Below are 23,831 nucleotides of genomic sequence, written 5' to 3' on the forward strand. Positions count from 1 at the left end.
CCGCGGTTTGGGCTAGTTGCCCTTCAGAAAATATCCCTGCTCCAGCGGAAGCTTGCCGTCAACTTTCAAAACGTTCACGCGGCTATTGATGGAGTAGACATCCACCAGCCCTACCGCGCCGGGAATGGCTTCCACGGATTTCAAAAGCTCATCTTCCGACCGCACAATGATTACGCCGCTGGCATGCGCCGCCAGCAGAGACTTAAATTCCTCCACCTGCATGTGGTAGAGCTTCTCAATCGCCGTTTTCATCTCAGGCGTGGAAGGATCGCGCAGAACAAGAATCACCGGACGGCCATCGGGCCATTTGTGGCTGTCAAACTTGAAGACCTTCGCCAGATCCACCGTTGAAAGACCGCCCGTGTTGTTCGTCTTGTCCACGATGACAGCCAACTGCCGCGCTTCACATGAAGCGGCAAGTCCGGCAGTCAGCAATAACAAGACCCAAATTCGGCGTCCAATGCTCATGACCATGCAGTGTATGTTGGAAGTTCAAGGAAGATAAGATTACTGAGGTAATAGGAGCTTTACTTGCAATAGGTTGGACCCAAGTTGGGAATACAAATCAGGGCAGATTACGCAGATCGGCGTCGATGAATGAATTAGTTTTGTCTTATCTGGGCGGAGGTCTGCAATCTGCGGCGAACTCTTTATCCGCGAAAACCGCGGTAAAGAATTTTTTGGAAACGCAGTTCCTACTTCGCCGGCCCCTTTCCTTCCGCCGGAGCTGGCGGCGCAGCAGCAGGTTTCTCAAACTTCTTATCGTCCACCGGCACGTTCTGCTGCAGCTCTGTTATCTGAATCGTAAAGCGCCCCAGCGGTCGCGCAACGGTCCACTGGAAAGGAACTTTTATTCCATCCTGGGCGCGATAATCCGCGTAATCCACTTGCGTCGGATTGCGGCCCAGCGGCGTGTCAGCATAGCGAACACTGCGCAACAACAGGCCTGACTCTTTATCAAAGAACAGCCGCATCGGAGGCTTGCCCGGATTCTCTCCGATCAATTGATACACGTCGTGCCCGCCGATCTTGTCCGCCGCGGGCCGCACGCGGAACTGCGCAAACATCTTCTTGAGTTCCGTGGGCAGGTAAAACGTGGCGTCAAAGCCGATGGCTTCGTTTTCCGGCGCGCTCATGTCGCGCGGTGGCCTTCCGCCCGGATTGCCCAGCCATCCCGCATGGCCGTCAAACGCCGTAATGTTATCGCCGTTCGGCGTGTGCACCAGGGAGATGCGTTTGTTCGGGGCTTTGGCCAGCACTTCGACCGGGAGCTGTTGCGGACCGAAACTGATCGTCCCTTTCTCCACGCGGCTGGTGATTTTCTGCATGGCCTCTGCGCCGCCAACCGCTTCTATGTAATGATCAATGATTTTTTCCGCAGCATTGGGCGTGGGCGCCACCATGAGTCCTTCGACCGCTGGCCGTTTCGGCTCTTGGTCAGAGATGATCGGCACGCCTACCGGATCATGCGCACCGCGATGGCATGAGAAACACGTCACCTCGCGCTCGCCCTTGAAGTTGTCGCGGTTGATTGCCATCTGCATCTGGATCATCTGGCGCGCCGTCTGCTTCGGCTTCTTGTCGTCCTTCTCAAACGCGCCGCGCACGTGACAGAAATCGCACTCCACGCCCAGCGAATTGGCGATGAACTGCATCGATGGGACTATCTGGTTCGCCGGCGTGCCCTTGAGCACCTGAATATTCTTGAATACCTGTTCCGCTGGATTGGCGCTGTCCTCTGGCGAAGGGCCCGCCGGTCTTTGTGCCCCGGAGGAACAAGCTGCAAAGAAAATAATGGCGACGGTGAAATGAAAGGCGGTCCTGTTCATGTAGTTTCCTTCAATGGATTTTTGAATGGGAAGTGTAAATGATTAGCTCGAATATCTAAAACAATGTTACCTATCGCCGTTTTTCCGGTGCGAGTAGTTGTTTTTGCAGCTCCGGCAGCGTCTTGCCCTTCCAGTGCTGCGTAAAATTTTCCACCGTCATCAGCGTGCGCGGATACATATGGTCCACGTACATCGTTCCGCCAAGATGGTCGATCTCATGCTGCAGAATGCGCGCATACCAGCCGCTGGCTTCAATCACTTTCGCCTCGCCTTTTTCGTCCACACATTCCACCCGGACGCGGCGCGCGCGCGGCGTAAGCGCCATCAGGTTATTCAGGCTCAGGCAGCCTTCAAAATATTCAATGCGCTCTTCGCCCAGAAGCGTGATCTTTGGATTGATGATCACCTGGAACGGCACCACATGGCGTTCGCGCTCCGCCAATTGTTCCGGCGTCCAGTCCTTTATATATTCCGGACGGTCCTCAATCACCGCCAGTTGAATTCCCTGCCCAATCTGCGGCGCGGCCAGCCCTACGCCCGGCGCGGCATACATTGTCTCTTTCATTTGCTGGATCAGTTCGCGGATCTCGCGGCTGCGAATCTCGTTCGGCCGCAACGCCCGCGCAGCCCTGCGCAGGACGGGATCACCGGCTTGGACGATGGTCAGAGTCATTTGGAACGCATATTGTACATGCGCTCGAAGTTTAATCCCGAGCGCTTTGCTTTATCCCGAGCGCAGTGAGGGAACCCTACCTCTTTCAGTCATTTAAGGTTAGCGACAGTCCGTCAAAACGCATGCTGGTTATGCAAACTGGCGGATTCGTGTTTGTTCGCGAAATTCGCGGCTTAAGGATTTTCTGGAGAATAGCGATCCATACTTGCTTTGGAAGAAAGCAGTAGAGAGAACATTTCTCCCTGCTTTGAAGATCGCACAGTCGAGGGCGGCTGTGCCACACGCTCTATACCAATCATAAAATTATTCCATTCTCCGCAAACTTCAGCAACTTAACCTACCTTCACGAAAGTTCTCTTGCTAGCTTCGTCTAGCTTTGTTAGAGTGCAGCCATCCAGAGTTGATCCTTTTTAGGAACAAGGGATATCCACATGAGATACATCCGCGCCGTTTTGTGTGTGCTTTTGTGCTTACAGTTTGCTATCGCTCAGAACCAACCGCCTTCGCCAGGCTCGCCTGACCAGCAAATTTCAACACAGCCGCAGGCCGCGCCCCCGGCAGCCGGCCAGGAATCAAAGCCGGACGCTCCCAAAGCAGACGCCGCGCCGCAGCAGGGTGCGCAGCCGCAAAGCTCTACGCAGCCCGGGACCCCCGCCGCGCCGGCGCTGACGGGCTTTGGGCTGGAAGATGGAACGCCGGTGAAACTGCGGCTGACGCGGAACCTCTCGTCGGGTACCGACAAAAAGGGCGACACGGTCGACTTTGAGGTCATGGAAGATGTGAGCGTGAACGGACTCGTGGTGATCCCGCGCGGCGGTATTGCCTGGGCCACTATTACCGAGGCGCAGCCCAAAAGGCGCATGGGCCGCGGCGGCAAGCTGGACGTGAACATCGACAGCGTTCGCCTGAAGGACGGAGAGAAAGTCCCAATGCGCGCAGTGAAGGAGAACAAAGGCGGAGGACACGTAGGCGCGATGACCGGCGCCATGGTGGCTACCGGTATTGTTTTTTTTCCAGCGGCGCCGTTGTTCCTCTTCATGCACGGCAAAGACATCAACATTCCCAAAGGAACCGAAATCACCGCCTATGTAGCCTCCAATATTCCACTGGAAAAGGCGAAATTCCAGGAAGGCTCACCTCAGAGCGCAACCGCGGCCGCGGCTGCGGCCTCAAGCAGCATCACTCCTGCCGAAGCCGACGCCATGATTGCCTTGGTCTCAACGCCGGTTGGGGCCGAGGTCTCCGTGGATGACGCATTCGTCGGCAATGCTCCCGCCAAGCTGAGATTAAAGCCGGGCAAACACATGATCAAGGTAACCATGGTCGGTTACAAGGATTGGGGGCGGGAGATGACCGTTATGTCAGGTTCCGAAGTCAACCTGACCGCCACACTGGAGAAAGTCAACTAGTCAAACCAATCGATAGCCTGAATAGAGGGAGCGCTGCGGCGCTCCCGTTTTATTTAGGAGGCGAATTCCCGGAATTCCCACCCGCGTCATGGCAGCCGAGACGCTGATATCGGTCGTGGTACAGGTTTTTGACTGTACATCTACGCTGGTTACCAAACCTTGCACACCTTCTCCGGCGGATTCACCATCGGCTGGCCCGCTTTGCAGGAAAACGCATTGGCAAAGTCCGGCATGTTTACCACCACGCCATTGATGCGGTATTTTGAAGGTGAATGCGGATCGGTCAGCGCGCGCAGCCGCATCTCCTCCGGACGCGTATTCGAGCAATCCCACTGCGCAAAGCCGATAAAGAAGCGCTGCTCCGGCGTCAGCCCGTCCACCGGCTTCAGGTCTTTATCTTTGGTGGCGTCTTTCCACGCGATATAGCCCAGGATTTCTCCACCCAGGTCAGCCACGTCCTCGCCCAGCGTCAACCGGCTATTAATGTGCAGGTCATCCACCACCACGTATTGCGCGTACTGGTCGGCCACGCACTTGGTGCGTTCCTCGAATTTCTGTTTATCTTCCTTCGTCCACCAGTCGCGCAGGTTTCCTTTGGCATCAAACTTCGCGCCCTGGTCGTCAAAACCGTGCGTCAACTCGTGGCCAATCGTTCCGCCAGTATTGCCATAGTTCGGCGCGTCATCCATCTTCGCGTCATAGAGTGGTGGCTGCAACACGCCTGCGGGAAAATTGATGTCGTTCATCTGGCCGTTGTAGTAAGCATTTACGGTTGGCGGCGTCATGCCCCATTCGCCGTGGTCCACTGGCTGCCCAATCTTGCTGAAGTTGCGGTGCCGCTCAAACTCCGTCGTGCGCTGCACGTCGCCCAGAAAATCATTACGCAGGATTTTCACTGAGCTATAGTCGCGCCACTTTTCCGGATAGCCAATCTTGTTGCGTATGCCATGCAGCTTCGCCATGGCCTGCTCCTTGGTTTCCGGACTCATCCAGTCCAACTGCGCGATCCGTTGCGCCATCGCGTCTTCTATCCGGCGCACCATGTCCAGCGTGCTCGCCTTCAGCTCCGGCGAGAACACCTTGCGCACGTAAGCCTGCCCCAGCGCTTCGCCCAGGTCGCGGTCAGTGTATTGCACGCAGCGCTTCCAGCGCGGCTGCAGCTCTTTCGCGCCGCGCAGGTATTTCAGGTAGAAGTCAAAATTCTCCTGCACAAACTGGGAAGACAAATACGCTGCATAGCCATTGGCCAGATGAAAGCGCAGATAGTTGCGCAGGTTGCCAATCGGCTCGCCCTTCAGTTGCGCTTCCAGCTCTTTGAAAAACGTAGGCGGGGCCGCATTGATAATTTCAAACTGCGGCGCTTTTAGCGTCCGATAGTAAGCCGCCCAGTCAAAGCTCGGCACCATCTGCTCCAGATCGGCCAGTTTGATCTTGTTCTTGCGCTTGTACGGATCGCGCCGCTCCACCCGCGTGAGTGACGCAGTGGCCAGCGCCGTCTCAATCCGCATCACCACGTCGGCATTTTCCTTCGCGATCGTCGGCTTGTCTCCCAGCAACTCAAATATCTTCTGCACGTGTTGCACGTAGCGCTCACGCGTCTCTTTGGACTTGGGATCATCCTTGGTGTAATAGTCGCGGTCCGGCAGTCCAATTCCGCCCTGGTCCACTCCGGCAATCTGCTGTTCTGAGTTGTCCGGGTCCTGACGCGCGCTGCTGCCGAAGAAAATCGCGCCGCCCAAGTCAAGCTGCATCCGCGCCACCACCGGCGCCAGCTCATTTACCGATTTCAACTGTACGATCGCCGCCAGTTGCGGCTTCAGCGCGCCCAGTCCCAGCTTCTCCACCGCCGGCTCATCCATGCACGCAGCGTAAAAATCGCCGATCTCCTGCGTCACCGTATCGCGCTGGGCCTTGGTCGCGGCGGCCTGCTCCAGAATGCCGCGCAGAAAATTCAGGTTGTCCTGGTACAGCTTGCCGTAAACGCCCCATGAAGTCTGGTCCGGCGGAATCGGGTTTTTCTGCTGCCAGCCGCCGCACGAGTATTGGTAGAAGTCCACGCAGGGATCGACCGACTTGTCCATGGAACTCACGTCCAGGCTGGGCGAATACGGCAGCGTCGGCGCAGGCGGCGCAGATTGCGCAGCGGAAAATGAAACAAGAGTAAGGACGACCAACGGTACGCAAGCGATCAGCAGTTTTCTCATAGTTGTATTTGGTCCGGGAACTTATGTTTTGACCTGATTCAGGGCAAAACGTTACCGGGCGGAAATATGGTAGCACTCAAGGCTGAGCCCGGTGGACTTCTACTTTGTCCCCAATTTCAATCGCCATCAGGTCTTCTCCCATTTCCAGCGGGCCTGAATAGGTGGTTCGTGTTAGCCGGACCACGTTGGGCGTGGTCCCCGGTACGATGTGTGAATACACCGCAAGTTTTGGCTTCACCTTGGTAAAAATCTTCCCGGCCTGCTCTGGGGTGGTGTGATGCGCGATCACATTCTCCCTTTGTTCCGCGTTGAGAAATGGGGCCTGCTCGCGAAACGCTTCCGGATCGATCACTTCGTGGACCAGGACATCCGCGCCATGGGAGAAGCGGATCAGGTTTTCAGAATAACGCGTATCTCCTGAAAGCACGACCGCGTGGCCGCCAAAATCCACACGATATCCCAGCGCCGGCTTAACCACTCCATGATCGACTGTAAAGGCGGTTACCTTCACACCGTTGCTTTCGTAGACAACGCCTTCGCCGATGTCCTTGGCCACAACCTCCACGGCTGCGCCGGGAAACTTTTCATCCACGTCGCGCCGGATATGTATGTCGAACTCATAGGCCTGGGCCAGGTGCGTCATCATATTTTTCGTGCCCGGTGGCCCCCAGACTCGCAGCGGGAGTTTCCGCCCTCGTATCCAGCCGGTCAGCCACACGTCCGGAATTCCAACCGTGTGGTCAGAATGCAGATGAGTGAGAAATAAAGCTGTTACGTCGGCAAACGGAACTTTAAGCTGATTCAGCCGCTGGGCCGCGCCTCGGCCACAGTCAAAGAGCAACGTTTCTTGCCCGGCTTCCACCAGAATGCTCGGCCCGAAGCGGTCCATTCGGGGAAGAGGAGAACCGGTCCCCAGAAGTGTCACCTTGATTCCCTGCGCAGATGCGCACGCGGCCATGGCGATCATTACAGCCATGAGGAAAAGAAATCTCAGCGAAGGATACTTGTGCTGTTCGGCTGTAGTCGTTGCCAGATGGAAACCTCGGGAAAGCGCCACTGAAGTCTATGTAATTGACCGGCACTAAGCAAACTTTGTTCCCTTCGCGCCCTTTGCGGTTAATCCTTTGTGTTCCTTCGTGTCCTTTGTGGTTAAGCTTCTACTCCGTCCTGATTGACCGCGTCTCCCAGTGATACCGCAACGCCAGCAATCGCAGCCCAAATCCGCACAGCGAACCCACGACTGTCGAAACTTCACGCGGCAGCTTGAGCGCGTCACACAATAAGAACATCGCTGCGCCAAAAGCAGCGGCAATCGCGTAGAGTTCGCCGCGTTCAAAAATTTTCGGTGTGCGCCCGCTCAGCACGTCGCGGATGCATCCTCCGCCCACGGCCGTTGTCACGCCCAGCAGGAATGCCGCAAGGATGGTCATTCCGTTATTGAGCGCCCGCGTGCACCCGGCCACCGCAAACAACCCGAGCGCTGCAGCGTCAATAAAGATGACAGCCCGCTCCGTGTTCTTGCCGATCTTTTGCGCAAACAGCATTCCAATCACAGCGCCCGCCAGCGCGGTGATCAGGTAGCGGACATCGGCAAACGCCAGCGGCGGGCCTTTTTGCAGGATTAGGTCTCGCGTTATGCCGCCGCCCAGCGCTGACACCAGCGCCAAGCCGGTAACCCCAACCAGATCGTACTTATAGCGTGTGTCGCGCACTGCGGCCAGTGCTCCGCCAAACGCGCCCACAAACACGCCCAGAAAATCGATCAGGAAAAAAAGTTTGTCGATAGGCAGATTCACTGGTTTGAGTCAATTAGTTCGCCGTCCATTGTAGCCTCTCGCAGGCGACTGTCATGTGCCCACGTAACTCCGGCCAAAGGTTAATGAATGTTGCATTGCGTCTTCTACTTGGTGTTGGAACGAAGTGACATGTTATTTGAGCAACCAAGCGGCGAGGCCGACCACGCGCCGAGCCGCCTGCATCAGGAGCAAAGCAATCTTTAGTTCAACGACCAACTCAAGCGGTTTGGAGCACAGCGACATAAATTAGGGCGTAGGCTTCAGTAATCTTTCGCGTGCGGCGTAAAGAGACGATCATCTCTTCATGCCACACTTTCCCCAAACAGCAACCAAGACGCGGTCTCCGCGAGTACGAGTTCCCAACAACGAATCCATTCGCTTCAACCTCGGCGGCCATCAGGTTTCCGCGGTGCTGCAGAAAATTTCTCTTACCGGCGGCCTGGCCGAATTTACCAGCAGCATCGGCAGCGCCACCATCGCTGAGGCCAAGGTAAATACGCTCTCCGGGCCGGTCAGCGGGCTGGTGGAATTTCTGCCGGCGCAGGTCGGATCGTGCACTTATCCCTTCCGCTTTATTGCGCTCAGTGATCAGGACTATGAACGTCTGAACTCCACGCTGCAATACATGCAGAAGCAGGGTTTTGGCGACTAAAGCAGCGCTCGTTCTGAATCGATTAGCTCCAACGGCGGCAGGTCCTCTCGCCGCCGGATTACCCATCCGCCCGCATTTGTGTTCTTATTAGGTATGGCTTTGCGCGGCCGATGAGCTCTGCTCATTTCCGCGGCGGGCGTATCGAATCGTCCTCAAGCAGTAAATGGGAGAATCACTTATGAAACTGATCCGACTGACAGCTTTACTTGCAGCTTGCCTGTTCGCTATGGCGGCGCTCGCGCAACAAAATCCTCCGGCGCAGCCAAGCGGAGACCAGAAGCAGGGCGGCCACGGGCACATGGGCATGGGGCCCGGCATGGGCAATGTTGACGATCACGTCAAGGAACTTTCCACCAAGCTCAACCTCACTTCAGACCAGCAGACCAAGGTCAAAGCCATCCTGGAAGAAAATCACCAACAGATGCAGGCCACGATGAACGACAAATCGATGTCCATGGATGACAAGCACGCCAAGATGAAGAGCATGCATGACTCGGTCCACGCCAAGGTGCGCGATATCCTGACCGACGAACAGAAACCCAAATTCGATGCCATGGTAAAAGACATGGAAAGCAAGATGAATGGAATGCACGGCAAGGGGCCCGATCACAATCACGACCATAAATAAGGTCTTACAAAAATAAGGCCCTGAAAAATTTTGCTGAAGGGCGTTCGCCCCGCGGACGCCTTTTTTATTTCTCTCTTTATTATTGGCCGATCGAAAAATGAGGAGCCAGAGTTGCTGCCCGAATTCCCGAGCTGCTGAAGCAGCTTCTCTGCCAAAAATCTTTCTCGCTATCCAGAGCTGGTCTGCCCTCCTCTCGGCCAAAACAGGCATCTCAAAAGAACTGGCCGCACCACGCGCTAAGGAGACCATTAACCGTGAAAACTATCAGGACCGCAGTCATTTCCTGCACATTCTTGTTCGCATCGGGGGCATTCGCACAATACCCAGCAGGCGGCCAAGCTACGCAACCCATGCAACCGCAACAACCTGGCATGCAGCCCTCTCAACCTTCAACTCAGCCCTCACAGACGCAGCCCGGACAAGACCAGAGCGCGCAACCTGGCCAGCAGCCCGGAGCGGCAACCCAGTCGCAGAGCCCGTCGTCCGCCGGCCGTCCCAGCATTGACGATCAGGTGCAATCCCTGTCGCAGCAGTTGAACCTTTCCGCTGACCAGCAGGCCAAGGTAAAGACCGCTCTTGAAGACCAGCACACCCAGGCCATGAACGTGGTGCAGGACAACTCAATGTCCCGCGATGACAAGATCCAGAAAATCCACACCATCCGCCAAGGCACCATCGACAAGGTCCGTACCGCGCTGAATGACGACCAGAAGAAGAAGTTCGACACCCTGGTGCAGCAGCAGGACCAGCATTTCCAGCAGCAGCAACACCAGCAAGCGCCGCCGCAACCCAAGCAGTAAGCAGCGAGCTTCCTCCTCCGAAAAAAGGCGTCCCCCGGGAAGGGACGCTTTTTTATTTCCTGATATCGCTTACCCGATCCCCGTCAAAACGATTATCCTTGGCGGGAAAATATTGTTTGTCAGGATGGCCAATGCATCTCGCCCTCGGCATTCTCCTTGCTCTTCTCGCTTCGCAGCCCGACTCAAAACCAGAGTGGTGCCGCGACCTGCCTCGTCCCGCTTATAGCAAGCTGGAACGCGTCAGTGTTCCAGACAAATGGTTTGAAGTCTATCGCATCCGCCCCGGCCTGTTCGCCATTTACGAGCCGCACCAGCAGGAAGAGATCATCTCCTACCTGATCGTCGGCAAAAAACAGGCGCTGCTCTTTGACACCGGCATGGGCATCAGCGATATCAAAAAAGTTGTCAAAGGCCTCACCACTCTCCCCGTCAGCGTCATGAACTCCCACACGCACAATGATCACGTAAGCGACAACTGGCGTTTCAGCAGGATTTACGGCATGGACACAGCTTTCACCCGTGAACATGCCAAGGGAACTATCGCAGCGGCGCAGGAAGAGATTGTTCCCGGTGCGATCTGTGGCGAGCTTCCCGCCGGCTTCAATCCAAAAACTTACCGCGTGAAACCGTTTCACATCACAGACTGGATCCACGACGGCTCAAAGATCGATCTGGGCGGACGCGTCTTGCAGGTAATTTCAACTCCCGGCCACACGCCCGACTCCATCTCGCTGTGGGACGCGCAAAACAAATTACTCTTCACCGGCGACATGTATTATCCCGGAGCAATCTTCCTATTCCGTCCGGAAACCGATCTCGACGCCTACGAAGCTTCTATAAAAAAGATGTCTGCGCTGGGAGCCACGCTGCTACTTCCCGCGCACAACGTCCCTGTCGCCGATCCCGCCGACCTGCCTCGCGTTCTGGCCGCAATTAAAGAAGCGCGCAGCGGAAAGATGAAGCCCATCAAAGCCGAGCACTGGTCAGAGTATAAGTTTGATGGGTTCTCATTTCTGTTGAGCAAATAGCAGATAGCAATTAGCAACTAGCCAAAATTTCACCGCAAAGGACGCGAAGTACGCAAAGTGAACTGGTGCCTTCGTTCGATATAACAAAAATTTGATCGCAACGAACGCAAAAGAATCGCAAAGACTGTAATTCAAACTTCTTCTCCTTTGCGCCCTTCGCGGTAAGAGCTTCCCTAGCAGCTAGTAGCTAGTGGCCAGCAGCTTCTTTTTCCAACAACGCCGCCTTCCTTTTTACTCCCCAACGATATCCCGCCAGGCTCCCATTCTTCTGCACTACGCGATGGCACGGCACCACCACCGCAACAGGATTCGATCCGCACGCGTTCGCCACGGCGCGTACAGCTTTCGGTCGACCAATCGTCTTCGCCAGCTCCGTATAACTCCATGTCTGTCCGGACGGTATGCGTTGCAGCTCTTTCCACACCATCTGCTGGAACGCCGTGCCGCGCAGATCGAGCGGGATGTTCAAGGGCGCGGTCGATCCCTTCAGGAGCTGCTTTATTTGTTTTGCCACCGCCTCCAGCCCCGCGTCATCGCGACGGATCTCCGCCGCCCCAAAATCATGCTTCAGTTCGCGAAGCAATGCGGCATCGCTTTCGCCAAAGCGCACAGCGCAGACGCCGCGCTCAGTCGTCGCAACCAGCAGCTTGCCCAGTTCAGTCGAAATCACGGTGCAACGAATCTCAATGCCTTCCCCGCCCCTGCGAAACGCCGATGGCGTCATCCCCAGTTGTGCGGGAATGCTTTCATACGCGCGGCTGCTGGAACTGTATCCAGCTTCATAGATCGCTTCTGTCACGCTGCCGTCTCCAAGCAGCGCCTGCCGAAACTTCCCTGCCCGCCGCGCCTGTTGATACTCCCTCGGGCTGATTCCCAGAATCCGCTTGAACAGTCGTTGAAAGTGAAATGGGCTGATGGCCACGTGGCGCGAGATGGCCGTCAGGCTCAGCGTGATGTCCAGGTTCTGGTCAATGTACCGGCAGGCCGCTTCCACTTTCTGCGTCTGCCGATTGCGTTCGAGCGGCGTGCAGCGGCGGCACGGACGATATCCCGCCTGCTGCGCCTGCGTAGGTGAATCAAAAAATTCAACGTTCTCGCGCTTTGGCCGCCGGCTGGGGCATGAAGGACGGCAAAATACTCCGGTTGACTTCACTGCGTAAACAAAGCGGCCGTCTGCCTTGGCGTCATGCGCCAGCACAAGGTTCCATTTTTGGTTTGGACTGCCTGATGTCATTTGCATATTTTTTCTCCGCAACCCAACTCTACGGCTTGCGAAGAACGCAGACTATCCGCTGCTTGCTGCCAAATCAATTTTAATTGATGTGGACCATGGCGATTTCTCGCATCAACCTTCATGAATCGTGGACCGCAGCCGCCCCCGGCTGCTCAGAATCTCCCTGCCCAAATGGCTGATGCGCCCGCCATATCGATTGTTCCATACTGCTCTCCATCGCAACCAGGAGCAGTGAATCGAAAATGGAAAATATCTGGAGCAAGCTTTCAAACGATCTGGCGGACGTCTCTGCAGCAGTGGGCAAATCCGTTGTGGCAGTGCACGGCACGCGACATCCTTCCAGCGGCATTATCATTGCCAAAGACGCTGTGGTAGCCGCCAGCCACGCCGTCCGTCGTGACGACGAAATCACCGTGATTACCGTGCCCGGACAAAAAGCTTCCGCGCGCGTCAGCGGGCGCGATCCCAGCACTGACCTCGTTGTTCTGCGCCTGCAACAGCCGCTCGATGCTCCTGCCATCCGGTGGGCATCGACCACAAATCTGCGCGTCGGTGAACTGGTGCTTGCGCTGGCGCGCACACGGCGCGGCCACATAGTCGCCAGTTCGGGAATCATCTCTGGCTTGATCAACGGGCCCATGCGGACATGGCGCGGTGGTGAAATTGACCAATTCATCCGTCCCGATCTCACCATGTATTCCGGCTTCTCCGGCGGCCCGCTGGTCAATAGCCAGGGAGAGCTTCTGGGCATGAATACGGCGGGCTTGCATCGCTCGGGCATCACCGTGCCTTCCGCGACAGTACAGCGCGTTTCAGCTGAACTTCTGGAAAAAGGCGGCATCCAGCGTCCTTATCTCGGCCTTGCCATGCAGGCCGCGCCGTTGCCGGAATCTTTACGAACTCGTCTGAATCTAACCGCCAGTGAGGGATTGCTGGTGGTCCACGTTGAGCCGGGCAGCCCTGCGGATAAAGCCGGAATTTTTCTGGGAGACGTGCTGATCACGTTGGCAGGCGAGCCAGCGGCTGACATTGATTCGGTGCAAGGCATTTTGCGCTCGCACAAACCCGGCGCGTCCGTTGAAGCCAGCCTGATTCGTGGCGGCGCAATCACCAACGTCAGTCTGCGCCTGGAAGCCCGCGCAGCATAACGATCACACAGACACAACGAGCAAACGGTTCGGGGAATGAACAAAAGAGACGACATTTCGCTGCGTGTGCTCGTGATCGCAGCCACGTCCGCGCGCCGTACACATTTGGCCGCCGTGATATCGCGCGCGGTGCGTGGAGTAACCGTCATTTGCGACTCCCAAATCTCACCGGCAAGATTTGCCGCTTCCAAGGCTGACATTCTGGTGGCCGATCTGGACACTCCATCTTCGGCCGCCGCTATGCTGGATTTTCTTGAAGCGGCTCCCGCCTCCTCCGGTACAATCGCCCTGATCGACGATCCCGATCCAGAATGGGTGCGGACCGCGCTAAAAGGGTCTATGCATGCCATCATCTCGCGTGACGCCAATACTGAAGACATGCAAATGGCGCTGCAGGCCGCCGAAGCTGGCTTCATTCTTCTCCATCCCACCTCTGTTCACGGTCTGCTGCAAAACAATGCCATCGATGAAATGCGCGACATAAACGGCGAAGACATGTACCACGAAAACCTGGCTCGCGAAGATATAGTCGAAGACCTGATTGAAGACCTAACCGCCCGCGAATCCGAAGTCTTGCGCCTCGTCAGCATGGGACTGGGTAACAAAGAAATTGCCACTCGTCTGGCGATCTCTGAGCACACCGCCAAATTTCACATCAGCTCGATTCTAGGCAAACTGCATGCAGCCAGCCGGACTGAAGCCGTGAGCCTCGGAATCCGAAAAGGTCTGATTCCAATCTGAGAACCCAAGACAAACCTTCAAAGATTTCGATCTGTTAGAACTTTCTTAACTTGAAGAATAATTTTTATGTCCATGGTGCGCTGTACCTATGCTCATCAAGCGCTCACTCCAGACCACCTGCGTAGTCGCCAAATTCCTGCTTCTACTCTGGATCAGTCCACTGTCGTCCTCGTCCCAATGCCTTAGCCCCCATGATGGCTTTACACAGTCTTTTGCGTGATATGCTCGGAATTGCCACTCGTCTGCAAACGCTCAGTTTAGAGCAGGAGTAAACGAGAAAGAATGTATCCCCCGTCTACCACTCGCCTGCGCGTGATCTCGTGGGTCGTCACCTTTCTGCTGCCTGTGGCAGCCTGGAGCGTTGCCCACTATAGCCTTTCGTTCTTCCATCCCGGAGTGGGAGTATTTTTCATTGCCGCCGCTGGCATTTCCGCTGTCATAGGCGGCCTGCCCGCCGCCATCACGGGAGCTCTGCTCAACACCGCCGCGCTGGTCGGCTTCTCTTATCTCTATCAACCGGAGATATCCACAACCAGCAATGAACTCTGGGCAGCTCTGCTGATCGCCGTAACACTGGTGGTAGGGCTGGCTCGACAAAAGTGGTCGACGGCGGAAATGGTTGCTGGAACGCTCAGCAATGACCTTGCCCGGCTGCGTGATGAGTTGGAATCGCAGCGCAGTGACCTCAAGCGCTTTCACGATCTCAGCGTGCGCCTTTCCAGCAACCTGGAATTGCAGCGCTTATTGAATGACGTTCTCACGTCCATCGCCGCGCTGCAAAAGACAGATCTTGGCATGCTGCTGCTTCTGCCGGAGCGTTCCAGCAGAACTCTTCAAGTTGCGACATTCGCCGGCTTCACTGCCGAGCAGATCAAGTCTTTCGGTGATCTGCCGGCATCTTTCTTTTCTCCTGAGCACCGCGTATTGATTGAAGATATTGACAAGGCCGGAATATATTTTCCGTTTGTCGATGCGGCCGCGCAAGTCGGCTTCCGCTCAGTCTTCAGCACGCCCATCGTCAACACCCGTGGCGACGCGCTTGGCGTGGTGGTTACGTTCTTCCGCAAGTCATACGTTCCCAGTGACCGCCAGTCGCGGCTGGTGGAACTTTACGCCCGTCAGGCCGCCAATGCCCTGGATAACGCGCGCTTGTACCATGAGTCGCTACAGACTCTGGCCGCGGAACAGCAGCGCACCGCCGTGCTGCGCGCCCTGGCGGAAGCTTCCGTCCAGATCAATTCCGTTTTCGCGCTCGATTCTTTGCTCCAGACCATCACAGATCAGGCGCGAAACATTATTGGCGCGCGACAGGCTCTTACCACACTGCTTCCCCGCGGCGAATGGAACCGCAGTATCACCTGCGTTTCCGTTGCGGAAGGCCAGGCAGCTCTTGAGTTCGCCAAAGAAAGCTCTGAGATGTTCATGCTGGCCTGCAATCTCAACAAGCCTGTCCGTCTGCATGCCGGCGCAAGAGCAAATAGCTGGGGACCGGTGCGTCGCGCTACAGACGCCACGCGCCACGGCTGGCTGGCGGCTCCGCTGCTCACGCGCGACGGTCGCAATCTTGGCCTGATCCAGCTTTCGCAAAAACTGACTGGCGAGTTTTCTCCCGACGACGAAGCTATCCTTGTCCAGCTCACGCATATGGCCTCCGTGGCCATTGACAACGTGCGGCTCTACCGTGAAGCGCAGGAGCAGATTGCCGAAACCAAACGCGCGCAGGAAATGCTGGAGCGCGGCAAGGAAAGCATGCAGCTGGCGCAGCAGTACGTCGGTATCGGAATCTGGGAGTGGGACCTGCAAACCGGCGAGCTGGCATGGTCAGATGAGATCCGTCGCTTGCACGGAATCGAAGTTGAGAAATTCGACGGCCGCTATGAAAGCTGGATGGAAAGCATTGTTCCTGAAGACCGGCAGCAGGTGCACCAGTCCATTACCAACGCGCTGGCCAGCAACAGTGAGTATGAAGTCCAATACCGCGTTTACATGGCCGATAAAGCTTTACACTGGCTGGAAGCCCGCGGACGCATCATCGTAATGAATGATCTGCCCGTGCGCATGCTGGGCGTGGCCATGGACGTGACATCGCGCAAGGCGGCGGAGCAGACGCTGCGGCAGTCGGAAAAAATTGCCGCCACCGGTCGTCTTGCGGCAAGCATCGCGCATGAAATCAACAATCCGCTGGCTTCTGTGATGAACGCGCTGTACATTCTGCGCACCAACTCCAAAATGCCTGAGTCCGCGCTGGTGTACGTAAAGACCGCTGAAGAAGAACTGGCCCGCGTGGTGCACATCACCAAGCAGACGCTTGGCTTCTACCGCGAGATATCTTCCCCGGTAATGAGTTCCGTGCCACAGCTGTTTGAAGAAGTGCTGGCCGCCTACGATGCTCGCATCGAACAAGGCCGGATTACGGTGCACAGGGATTTCAGTGACGTTGTTCCCCTGGCGGCGTTTCCCAGTGAATTGCGCCAAGTATTTTCCAATCTGGTATTGAACGCGATTGAAGCCATCTCAGGGCAGGGCAATATTTATATTCGTGTGCGGCACGCGCATGACCGGCAAGAGCGCGAGGGGATTCGCGTTATCGTGGCGGACGATGGTTGCGGCATTCCAGCGGAAAACATGCCGCAAATCTTTGAACCCTTCTTTACTACGAAAGACTCCAAAGGCACCGGACTGGGCCTGTGGGTGAGCCAGGGCATTGTGCAGAAGCACCAGGGCATCCTGCGCGTGCGCAGCCGTACCGATGAAGCAAGACACGGTACCTGCTGCAGCGTCTTTTTGCCCTTTGCCGCCCATGAGGCCCCGGCAGAAGATGAGTCTGCGGCGTCTAATGATCAGGCGCAGGACGTGATGACCAAGACCGCCGGTTCCGGCAACGATCGCTCCGCGGCCTAAGCCGTTTTCTTATCTCGCAGCGTGTGGAACTCAATGACCTTTCCACGTTCCGACGGTGAAAGCGAGCTTGCCGGACGCAGCTGAAAACTTGCCGGTATATAAAACTCAATTAGCTTGCCCATAACCACCTCTTACATGGGCATGTTGTCAGGCCATCTCCGGCAGGTTAGTTAAAACGGAATTAAAAATCTTAAGATCGATCTCCGACTTGTTTTTTATTTTCATCACGGAAAACCTCGGATAAGCGTCAGCTTTCCTGGCCGCTGAGCAGGCGCGCCATCACGCCAGAAATCCGTTCCCAGTTTTTGGCTTCCACTGCCAACTGCCGTCGTCCCGCCGGGCTTAGGCTGTAGAACTTGGCTTTGCGGTTGTTCTCTGACGTGCCCCACTCTGACTTTATCCATCCGCGTTGCTGCAGACGCAAGAGCGCGGGATACAAAGTGCCCTGGTTCAGTTGCAGCAGGTTCTCTGAGACCTGCTCAATGCGCCGTGCAATGCCGTAACCGTGCAAGGGGCCGAGCGCTTCCAGGGTCTTCAGCACCATCAGATCAAGCGTGCCTTGCAAGACATCTGTCTTGGCTTCACCCATGAATGTGCGCCTCCTGTTGGCTATCAACACAAAGCTACAGATTGCTCATGTGGATTGTCAACAGGGGAAATCTATTCTCGACCGTTCAGGACGTGCGCCGGGGGCCGTGGATGTCTTTCACCCGAAAGTACGGTATCTGCCAAACTTAAGTAACCTCTCGCCTTATTGAATCGAAAGCATTTAAGGCTTACCGCCTAACTGGACACACATTAGAAAATTTAATAATCGGGAGTTTCCGGAGTTTTTGGGGTATTCTAAGTGCTCATTCAGCGGTTACTTTTGTGCTATGCCCAGAGTAAGAACACAAAACGCTATCGGAAATGCGGACCCGGGACTCGCCGGCTTCTCACTGGTTGAGCTCCTGGTGGTCGTAATGGTCATCCTGACCATTGCGGCAATCGCAATTCCGAATCTGGTGCATGCCAAAATGCGCGCCAATGAAGCTGCTGCCGTCTCTTCAGTCAAGACGATTAACACCGCTCAGCTCATGTACAAAGACGCTTTCCCTGAGGTTGGGTACGCCAGCAGCCTGGCGGACCTTGGCACTCGTGGCAGTACGTGTGAAAAGCCCACCAGAACAAATGCCTGCCTGATCATGGATGAGGCGCTTACAGGCGGCCTGAAAACCGGTTACATGTTTGAAGTCGTTGGAGATGGCCAAACGCCTACCACCAGTTATATCGTGACTGCCACACCGGAGTCGGGCCTCTCAGGACGCTGCAATATCTCGTCGAACCAAGGCGGAGATATCCACATAACTCTCCCTGGCAGCCCCGGCACATCCGGCGGTAGATCCGTAGGAGCGGGCAGCTCCGGCTGCGAGTAGCTTACCGCCGCCCTTCCACCGCGCCCCATCACTTGTAACAACCTCTTACTGAGCTTTTACTTCCACGGAAACACGCGTATTTTCCCAATCCAGGTTGAGATTTGCCGTACTGTCATTCTTCTTGTCAAAGGAGATGGTGAACTGCTCTACCGATTGAGGCAGCGCGGTTTTCTTCATATCCACGCGGGCCAGGTCCTGGCTTTCGTCATATTGCGTTCCCCACTGCCCGGTCTGCTTGTTGATAATGAGCTTCCATGTTCCTTCTGAAGGCAAAATGTAGAGCGTGTATTTTCCCGCAGGCACCTTGACGCCGCCAATGTTGAGATCGATCTCCGTATTCAACGCGGTGGCTTCATTCGCGCCCGTTCGCCACACTTTGCCGTAAGGAGCAAGCTCCTGCCCAACTTTCCTGTCCTTCAGTGAGGGGCGGCTGTAATCGATGGTGATCTTCTTGTTCTTCAGCGTCACCTCGGCTGTGCCGGGAGGGCTGGGACGCTTGCTTTTGTCCTGTGGCGGCTGCTGGGCCATTCCCATAACGGCAATCAACAGGACCAATGAGACTCCAACTGCTAAACGTTTCCGCTGCATCTTTTGATTTCCTTTCCCTTTAAAGCAGGTTATGATCGCCGCGGCAGGTGGAGCTTAACAAGTGTTGGCGAACGTCCGGGTCCCGGCATAAAGGCCGCCTCTCGCCGGCGTGGTCACCAAAGTACTATCGCCACGTTGACCGCGTGCGACTTTTCATAATACCCAGTGTCACATAAAGTTATACCGAACTAAATCGTTCTAACAAATTGATCCAGAGAAGAAATTGAAGCGAGGCATGCCATGAAACAACGTCTGGCGTTTTCCCTGTTCCTCTGCCTGGCCGCATCCAGCATAGCTGCCGTGGCGCAGTCCGCGGCGCCTGCAAGCCCTGTTCACCGCACCACCAAGGCAGTGAACTATCGGCTGCGCGGTGATGCCGTCAAGGTTGATTTTCACGGCACTGAACTCATGCAGAACGCCTCCGGTGAAGCCCGGGTCACGGGCAAAAAAAGCAGCGTAGAAATTGACGCTAAGTTTGACGGCTTGGAAGATCCCACGAAATTCGGCCTGGAATACCTCTCGCTGGTGCTGTGGGCCATCTCTCCGGAAGGCCGCGCGGTGAATCTGGGCGAACTGGTGTTTGACCATAACAGCAGCCGCGTAAAAGCCATCACAGACATGCAGACATTTGGCATGATCGTTACGGCTGAACCCTATTTCGCCGTGAACCAACCGGGCAACATGGTGGTGATGGAAAATGTTATGAGCGCGACCACTGTTGGCCGACAGGAGAACATTGACGCCAAATATGAACTGCTGGGCCGCGGCACCTATTCGGCCACCAACACCAAGATTTCCGACGCTATTTTTGGCATCGACCGCAAGACGCCGCGCGTGCTTTTTGAAGCGCGCAACGCAGTGAGAATTGCCAATCTCACGGCTGCCGATAAGTACGCGCCCGCCATCCTGTCCAGCGCTACACAGCAGCTCCGCAAGGCCGAAGAAGCGTACGTCCAGAAGCGCGATAAGAGCACGGTTGAAACGCTGGCGCGTGAAACCGTGAGCACTGCCGAGGAAGCTCGCGTGATGGCCGTAAAGCAGCGCTCGGAAGAAGAGGCACAGGCCAAGGCCGCCGCCGACAAGAAAGCCGCTGAAGACCGCGAAGCCAAAGCCCGGCAGGATGCCATTGCAGAAGCCCAGCGCCGGCAGGAAGCTGAAGCCGCTCGCCAGCAGGCAGAACAGGCCCGCGCACAGGCACTGGCTGCAAAAGCCGACGCCGAGCGCATGAAAGCTGAGGCCGAAAAGGCCCGCCAGGAAGCAGAGGCTGCCCGCCAGCAAGCAGACGCCGCTCGTCAGCAGGCAGACACAGCCCGCGCAGCAGCCGAACAACAAAAGCAGGCGCTGGCCGTGGAAGCGGACAAAGCGCGCAAAGCTGCGGAAGAGTCCGACCGTCTGCGCCAGCAAGCCGAGCAGGAAAAAGCCGACTTGCGCGCGCAACTGCTGCAGCAGCTGAATACGATTCTGGCCACCCGTGATACCGCGCGCGGCCTGATCGCCAACATGTCAGACGTTTTGTTTAAGACCGGAAGTTATGAATTGCTGTCCGGCGCGCGCGAGCGGCTGGCCAAGGTCAGCGGCATCGTAATCGCGCATCCCGGCCTGCATCTTGAGGTGGAAGGCCACACGGACGCCGTGGGCAGCGATGATTACAACCAGAAGCTGTCTGAAAATCGCGCGCAAGCTGTGCGCGACTACCTGATTCAACAAGGTATTCCGGACAACTCCATTGTGTCTCGCGGTCTGGGCAAGACCCAGCCCGTTGCTACCAATGACACCGCGGAAGGACGCCAGCAGAACCGCCGCGTTGAACTCGTTCTTTCCGGTGAAGCTATCGGCATGAAAACAGCTTCTGCAACTACCGTCACGCCGAAATAGCTACATCCTTCAAATCATGCAAAGAGGGACCCGAAAGGGTTCCTCTTTTTATTTCTGTCAGGAGTAAACCGGCTCGGCTTAGATTGCTGCCGGTCTTATCTCGTCGCGGCGCTGAAGAATGTTTGATACCGATTGCAGCACGCCTTCACGTGAATCGCCGGTAACGAAACTGTTGCCATCCATATCCGGGCGGATTCTTCCCATCTGCAAAATGGGAGCTTCAGGGAGATGGTGCCGCACGGCATGGCCAATGGCCTTTTTCATGCGCGGTTCCACACTATCGGCGATCAGGACGACGTCAAAGATTTGTCCCTGGCAAGCCTGGTCAACTTCCTTCAGGCTGCATGCGGTCCTTACACGATAACCGGCGCGTTCGAGCCATTCGAGTCGCAGGCGCAAGGCGGGTTCGGTTGCCACAATCAATAGCAGCGCAGCAGGGAGAGCATGTTGTGCCATTCGGGGGTAACTTCCATGCAACAAACGTTATTAACCTTACTTTAAATGTATTTTTAGAATTCGAACAGTACTATCCTGTTACTTCTTTATTTTCAATAGCTTAGCTGAGTTTTATTCTCCTTTACAATTAAAAACTCCAATAATGTTCGCAATTCGTAAAAAGCTGAGCCAGATTTAGATGCGACCTGGTGCCGGTGAGAGATGGTCTGCGTTCTAAGGTTCTCGTTATCCTCGCGACCGTGAATTTTTTTGTCCATGTGGCAGCGCAGAGGACTCTGGCTTGCGATAATCTTGCCTCTGACAAATCAAAAACTCATGAGCTCTTCCGCGACAACTCCGGCTGCCTTTACGGTAAAAACAATCCTGAAGTACAAGCCATTCCGCACGCTCTGGCTGGCCCAGTTTGTCAGTGTCTTTGGCGATTTTCTTGCCCTCTTCGGCGTGATCAGCCTCATCACGTTCCGCTGGCACGGGACGCCCGTTCAGGTCACCACGGTCACCATCGCATTCGTACTCCCCATGGCCGTCATCAGCCCGATTGCCGGCGTTTTTGTGGACCACTTGAATGTAAAGCGCCTCATGATTGCCAGCGATCTCATTCGCGCCGCGCTGATTCTGATGCTTGTATTTGTCCACAGCGTCCCGCAGGTCTCCGCGATCTTTCTGGTCTTGAGTTCGGTCTCCAGCTTTTTTACTCCGGCCCAATCCGTAACCCTGCGCACCATTGTCCCTCCGGAAGGGCTGCTTTCCGCCAACGCTCTGATGATGCAGGCTTTTTATATCGTTCGGCTATTATCACCGGCAGCGGCGGGCGCCCTGGTGGCATGGCTTACTGAAAAATCCTGTTTCTATCTTGACGTGGCCAGCTTCATCTTCTCCGCCGCCATGATTTCAACCCTTTCAGTGATACGGCCCGCGCGCGCGCAAAGCGAAAAGACCGTGAAGTCTCTGGCCCAGGATTTTCTGGCCGGAAACAAATTCATCTTCACGCATGCGGGACTGGCATTTGTCTTTATTGCGATGGCCGTCGCGATGTTTGTGCTGAGCTCTTTCAGCCCGTTGATCTCAATCTATATTCGCGACTCGCTCCATGCCGGCTCATTCATGTTTGGCGCTATCAGCGCCATGGTGGGCGTAGGCATGATCGTGGGCACACAACTGATTACGCGTCTGGCGGGAAGCGGGCCCAAATCCTATGTGGTATTGGGAGGCCTCTTCCTGCTTGGCCTGGGTGCAGGACTGCTGGGAGCGTTCCGCAACACTCCGATGGCGGCGCTCAGCACATTTACCATGGGCTTCGGTATTGCGTTTGTCTGGATTCCCGCTCAGACCATGTCCCAGCAGGAAACTCCGCCCTCCATGGTTGGGCGAGTGAGCAGCACCTTCATGTCATTGATTGCTGTATCCCAGGTGTTTGGGCTAGTTCTCTCCGGATATCTGGCGCAAAAGCTCGGCATCCGGGCGGTTTTTCTCGCTTGCGCCGCCGTGCTGGGCGTAATTTCTCTCGTCGGACACTTCCTGATGCGCGGCCAGACTCCTCATACAACCGGCGCTGAGGTTGAGGCAAATGCCACGCCTCAATCCTCGACGGCCAGCCAGCAATCTTGAGATAAAGCAATCCGGCAACGCAGTGGCTCTGCGGCTTCCGGTTACTTTCGTGACGTTTGCGTTCTTTCATTTCGCCGTTAGGATTCTCATCAAGTTGTGGCCTGTGCGCCGGGAAAGCATGGCACGCCGCGTAGCAGGCAACTGAGGAGAAGACGGTGAATTTCATCCCCTTTCGGCGCCGTGCACGCCATCAATGGATACGCTCGTTTTCTGTTGGACTGCTGGCATTATTTTTTCTGGTTTCTAACAATACGTCATTGGCGCAGGCCACGGCCCGCAAGGTCAAAAGCCGGGTAGAACCTGTTTATCCCGAGCTGGCCAAAAGAAATAACATCAGCGGAAGCGCCCGCGTTGAACTGGTGGTTACGCCCGACGGCAGAGTGAAAGACGTAAAAGTCCTGGGCGGAAATCCGGTGCTGGTCCAGGCTGTAACGACCGCCGTGGTCAAGTGGAAGTACGAACCCGCTGCGGAAGAATCAAGCATCATCATCAAATTCGATTTTTCTGCCCCGTAAGTTTTCTGTGCATTTTAAATCTCTCTCCTGTTTTTTTTTGGCCTGGATGAAAGTTGCTCCAGGCTTTTTTCTTTGCGGAAACCCTTACTACTGACCAACACGGATGACACTGATAGAAACGGGAGGCCCGCCGGGCCCCGATCTCGTACGATGTCAGCCATCCCGTGCAATTCCGGCGATCCTTACATGTGCTATACCATTTTAGTTAATAGCGTACTGATGGAAGCTATGCTACTGTAAGTTCGGCGAAGCTCCTGCGGCAACATAAAGGATGGCGAAAGCATTCGGAGACGAGTTGCGGCGCAGAATCTTGCAGTGTTGCGAGGAAGGT

General features: G+C 55.8%; 22 protein-coding genes. 12 read left to right on the forward strand and 10 right to left on the reverse strand.

Annotated elements, in window-relative coordinates; translation table 11 throughout:
* Positions 1 to 12: 12 nt before the first annotated feature.
* From LAO76_21000 to def, 3 genes are all read right to left on the reverse strand, one after another.
* A complete protein-coding gene (locus LAO76_21000) occupies positions 13 to 468 on the reverse strand; it encodes a hypothetical protein (protein MBZ5493403.1) in 456 nt (151 codons plus the stop codon).
* Positions 469 to 695: 227 nt separating this feature from the next.
* Complete coding sequence (locus tag LAO76_21005; GenBank protein MBZ5493404.1) at positions 696 to 1,829, reverse strand: c-type cytochrome; 1,134 nt, start codon at positions 1,827 to 1,829, stop codon at positions 696 to 698.
* 70 nt (positions 1,830 to 1,899) lie between these two features.
* Complete coding sequence (gene def / locus LAO76_21010) at positions 1,900 to 2,502, reverse strand: peptide deformylase (protein MBZ5493405.1); 603 nt, start codon at positions 2,500 to 2,502, stop codon at positions 1,900 to 1,902.
* Positions 2,503 to 2,933: 431 nt separating this feature from the next.
* On the opposite strand from def, the gene LAO76_21015 reads away from it, so the two are divergent.
* Entirely contained in the window at positions 2,934 to 3,911 is a 978-nt protein-coding gene (locus LAO76_21015) for a PEGA domain-containing protein (protein MBZ5493406.1), read from the forward strand.
* A gap of 149 nt (positions 3,912 to 4,060) precedes the next feature.
* On the opposite strand, the gene LAO76_21020 is transcribed toward LAO76_21015, so the two are convergent.
* The 3 genes from LAO76_21020 to LAO76_21030 form a co-directional block, all read right to left on the reverse strand.
* Positions 4,061 to 6,115, reverse strand: a complete 2,055-nt coding sequence (locus LAO76_21020; protein ID MBZ5493407.1) for a M13 family metallopeptidase — start codon at positions 6,113 to 6,115, stop codon at positions 4,061 to 4,063.
* A gap of 76 nt (positions 6,116 to 6,191) precedes the next feature.
* A complete protein-coding gene (locus LAO76_21025; protein ID MBZ5493408.1) occupies positions 6,192 to 7,091 on the reverse strand; it encodes an MBL fold metallo-hydrolase in 900 nt (299 codons plus the stop codon).
* Between the two features lie 181 nt (positions 7,092 to 7,272).
* Positions 7,273 to 7,911: a TRIC cation channel family protein gene (locus LAO76_21030; GenBank protein ID MBZ5493409.1), complete on the reverse strand. Its 639-nt coding sequence runs from the start codon at positions 7,909 to 7,911 to the stop codon at positions 7,273 to 7,275.
* 304 nt (positions 7,912 to 8,215) lie between these two features.
* On the opposite strand from LAO76_21030, the gene LAO76_21035 reads away from it, so the two are divergent.
* The 4 genes from LAO76_21035 (at position 8,216) to LAO76_21050 (ending at position 11,019) form a co-directional block, all read left to right on the forward strand.
* Positions 8,216 to 8,563 carry a hypothetical protein gene (locus LAO76_21035; protein ID MBZ5493410.1) on the forward strand — a complete coding sequence of 116 codons (348 nt, stop codon included), beginning with the start codon at positions 8,216 to 8,218 and terminating at the stop codon, positions 8,561 to 8,563.
* A gap of 178 nt (positions 8,564 to 8,741) precedes the next feature.
* On the forward strand, positions 8,742 to 9,191 hold the full coding sequence (locus LAO76_21040; protein ID MBZ5493411.1) for a hypothetical protein: 450 nt from the start codon (positions 8,742 to 8,744) through the stop codon (positions 9,189 to 9,191).
* Positions 9,192 to 9,445: 254 nt separating this feature from the next.
* A complete protein-coding gene (locus LAO76_21045; protein ID MBZ5493412.1) occupies positions 9,446 to 9,991 on the forward strand; it encodes a hypothetical protein in 546 nt (181 codons plus the stop codon).
* A gap of 131 nt (positions 9,992 to 10,122) precedes the next feature.
* Positions 10,123 to 11,019, forward strand: a complete 897-nt coding sequence (locus tag LAO76_21050; protein MBZ5493413.1) for an MBL fold metallo-hydrolase — start codon at positions 10,123 to 10,125, stop codon at positions 11,017 to 11,019.
* Between the two features lie 187 nt (positions 11,020 to 11,206).
* Here LAO76_21050 and ada read toward each other — a convergent pair whose 3' ends face one another.
* The gene (ada, locus tag LAO76_21055) at positions 11,207 to 12,259 is read right to left on the reverse strand and encodes a bifunctional DNA-binding transcriptional regulator/O6-methylguanine-DNA methyltransferase Ada (protein ID MBZ5493414.1); all 1,053 of its coding nucleotides are present in this window, start codon (positions 12,257 to 12,259) and stop codon (positions 11,207 to 11,209) included.
* Between the two features lie 236 nt (positions 12,260 to 12,495).
* Between ada and LAO76_21060 the strand changes: the two genes are divergently transcribed.
* The 3 genes from LAO76_21060 to LAO76_21070 all read left to right on the forward strand — a co-directional run bounded on the left by LAO76_21060 (position 12,496) and on the right by LAO76_21070 (position 17,043).
* Positions 12,496 to 13,401, forward strand: coding sequence for a S1C family serine protease (locus LAO76_21060; protein ID MBZ5493415.1), 906 nt, complete (start codon positions 12,496 to 12,498; stop codon positions 13,399 to 13,401).
* Between the two features lie 36 nt (positions 13,402 to 13,437).
* Positions 13,438 to 14,142: a response regulator transcription factor gene (locus tag LAO76_21065; protein ID MBZ5493416.1), complete on the forward strand. Its 705-nt coding sequence runs from the start codon at positions 13,438 to 13,440 to the stop codon at positions 14,140 to 14,142.
* A gap of 282 nt (positions 14,143 to 14,424) precedes the next feature.
* Complete coding sequence (locus LAO76_21070) at positions 14,425 to 17,043, forward strand: PAS domain-containing protein (protein MBZ5493417.1); 2,619 nt, start codon at positions 14,425 to 14,427, stop codon at positions 17,041 to 17,043.
* A gap of 247 nt (positions 17,044 to 17,290) precedes the next feature.
* Here the strand turns inward: LAO76_21070 and LAO76_21075 are convergent, their stop codons facing one another.
* Positions 17,291 to 17,632, reverse strand: a complete 342-nt coding sequence (locus LAO76_21075) for a PadR family transcriptional regulator (protein ID MBZ5493418.1) — start codon at positions 17,630 to 17,632, stop codon at positions 17,291 to 17,293.
* Between the two features lie 286 nt (positions 17,633 to 17,918).
* Between LAO76_21075 and LAO76_21080 the strand changes: the two genes are divergently transcribed.
* Positions 17,919 to 18,458 (forward strand): prepilin-type N-terminal cleavage/methylation domain-containing protein, encoded by a 540-nt coding sequence (locus tag LAO76_21080; protein ID MBZ5493419.1) that lies wholly within the window; start codon positions 17,919 to 17,921, stop codon positions 18,456 to 18,458.
* Positions 18,459 to 18,503: 45 nt separating this feature from the next.
* On the opposite strand, the gene LAO76_21085 is transcribed toward LAO76_21080, so the two are convergent.
* A complete protein-coding gene (locus LAO76_21085; GenBank protein ID MBZ5493420.1) occupies positions 18,504 to 19,046 on the reverse strand; it encodes a DUF2911 domain-containing protein in 543 nt (180 codons plus the stop codon).
* A 1,026-nt stretch (positions 19,047 to 20,072) separates the two neighbouring features.
* On the opposite strand from LAO76_21085, the gene LAO76_21090 reads away from it, so the two are divergent.
* Positions 20,073 to 20,921: an OmpA family protein gene (locus LAO76_21090; protein ID MBZ5493421.1), complete on the forward strand. Its 849-nt coding sequence runs from the start codon at positions 20,073 to 20,075 to the stop codon at positions 20,919 to 20,921.
* A gap of 78 nt (positions 20,922 to 20,999) precedes the next feature.
* Here the strand turns inward: LAO76_21090 and LAO76_21095 are convergent, their stop codons facing one another.
* Positions 21,000 to 21,377, reverse strand: a complete 378-nt coding sequence (locus LAO76_21095) for a hypothetical protein (protein MBZ5493422.1) — start codon at positions 21,375 to 21,377, stop codon at positions 21,000 to 21,002.
* 315 nt (positions 21,378 to 21,692) lie between these two features.
* Here LAO76_21095 and LAO76_21100 point away from each other — a divergent pair, with 315 nt between their 5' ends.
* Positions 21,693 to 22,985, forward strand: coding sequence for an MFS transporter (locus LAO76_21100; GenBank protein MBZ5493423.1), 1,293 nt, complete (start codon positions 21,693 to 21,695; stop codon positions 22,983 to 22,985).
* 155 nt (positions 22,986 to 23,140) lie between these two features.
* The gene (locus LAO76_21105) at positions 23,141 to 23,500 is read left to right on the forward strand and encodes an energy transducer TonB (GenBank protein MBZ5493424.1); all 360 of its coding nucleotides are present in this window, start codon (positions 23,141 to 23,143) and stop codon (positions 23,498 to 23,500) included.
* Positions 23,501 to 23,831 lie beyond the last annotated feature (331 nt).

The organism is Terriglobia bacterium, assembly GCA_020072645.1.
GTDB lineage: Bacteria > Acidobacteriota > Terriglobia > Terriglobales > Acidobacteriaceae > Angelobacter.

What these genes read in the sequence shown, in the direction of transcription:
- LAO76_21000 (MBZ5493403.1), bottom strand. Translation starts at nt 468, where the DNA reads ATGAGCATTGGACGCCGAATTTGGGTCTTGTTATTGCTGACTGCCGGA.
- LAO76_21005 (MBZ5493404.1), bottom strand. Translation starts at nt 1,829, where the DNA reads ATGAACAGGACCGCCTTTCATTTCACCGTCGCCATTATTTTCTTTGCA.
- def (MBZ5493405.1), bottom strand. Translation starts at nt 2,502, where the DNA reads ATGACTCTGACCATCGTCCAAGCCGGTGATCCCGTCCTGCGCAGGGCT.
- LAO76_21015 (MBZ5493406.1), top strand. Translation starts at nt 2,934, where the DNA reads ATGAGATACATCCGCGCCGTTTTGTGTGTGCTTTTGTGCTTACAGTTT.
- LAO76_21020 (MBZ5493407.1), bottom strand. Translation starts at nt 6,115, where the DNA reads ATGAGAAAACTGCTGATCGCTTGCGTACCGTTGGTCGTCCTTACTCTT.
- LAO76_21025 (MBZ5493408.1), bottom strand. Translation starts at nt 7,091, where the DNA reads ATGGCTGTAATGATCGCCATGGCCGCGTGCGCATCTGCGCAGGGAATC.
- LAO76_21035 (MBZ5493410.1), top strand. Translation starts at nt 8,216, where the DNA reads ATGCCACACTTTCCCCAAACAGCAACCAAGACGCGGTCTCCGCGAGTA.
- LAO76_21040 (MBZ5493411.1), top strand. Translation starts at nt 8,742, where the DNA reads ATGAAACTGATCCGACTGACAGCTTTACTTGCAGCTTGCCTGTTCGCT.
- LAO76_21050 (MBZ5493413.1), top strand. Translation starts at nt 10,123, where the DNA reads ATGCATCTCGCCCTCGGCATTCTCCTTGCTCTTCTCGCTTCGCAGCCC.
- ada (MBZ5493414.1), bottom strand. Translation starts at nt 12,259, where the DNA reads ATGCAAATGACATCAGGCAGTCCAAACCAAAAATGGAACCTTGTGCTG.
- LAO76_21060 (MBZ5493415.1), top strand. Translation starts at nt 12,496, where the DNA reads ATGGAAAATATCTGGAGCAAGCTTTCAAACGATCTGGCGGACGTCTCT.
- LAO76_21065 (MBZ5493416.1), top strand. Translation starts at nt 13,438, where the DNA reads ATGAACAAAAGAGACGACATTTCGCTGCGTGTGCTCGTGATCGCAGCC.
- LAO76_21070 (MBZ5493417.1), top strand. Translation starts at nt 14,425, where the DNA reads ATGTATCCCCCGTCTACCACTCGCCTGCGCGTGATCTCGTGGGTCGTC.
- LAO76_21075 (MBZ5493418.1), bottom strand. Translation starts at nt 17,632, where the DNA reads ATGGGTGAAGCCAAGACAGATGTCTTGCAAGGCACGCTTGATCTGATG.
- LAO76_21080 (MBZ5493419.1), top strand. Translation starts at nt 17,919, where the DNA reads ATGCCCAGAGTAAGAACACAAAACGCTATCGGAAATGCGGACCCGGGA.
- LAO76_21085 (MBZ5493420.1), bottom strand. Translation starts at nt 19,046, where the DNA reads ATGCAGCGGAAACGTTTAGCAGTTGGAGTCTCATTGGTCCTGTTGATT.
- LAO76_21090 (MBZ5493421.1), top strand. Translation starts at nt 20,073, where the DNA reads ATGGCCGTAAAGCAGCGCTCGGAAGAAGAGGCACAGGCCAAGGCCGCC.
- LAO76_21095 (MBZ5493422.1), bottom strand. Translation starts at nt 21,377, where the DNA reads ATGGCACAACATGCTCTCCCTGCTGCGCTGCTATTGATTGTGGCAACC.
- LAO76_21100 (MBZ5493423.1), top strand. Translation starts at nt 21,693, where the DNA reads ATGAGCTCTTCCGCGACAACTCCGGCTGCCTTTACGGTAAAAACAATC.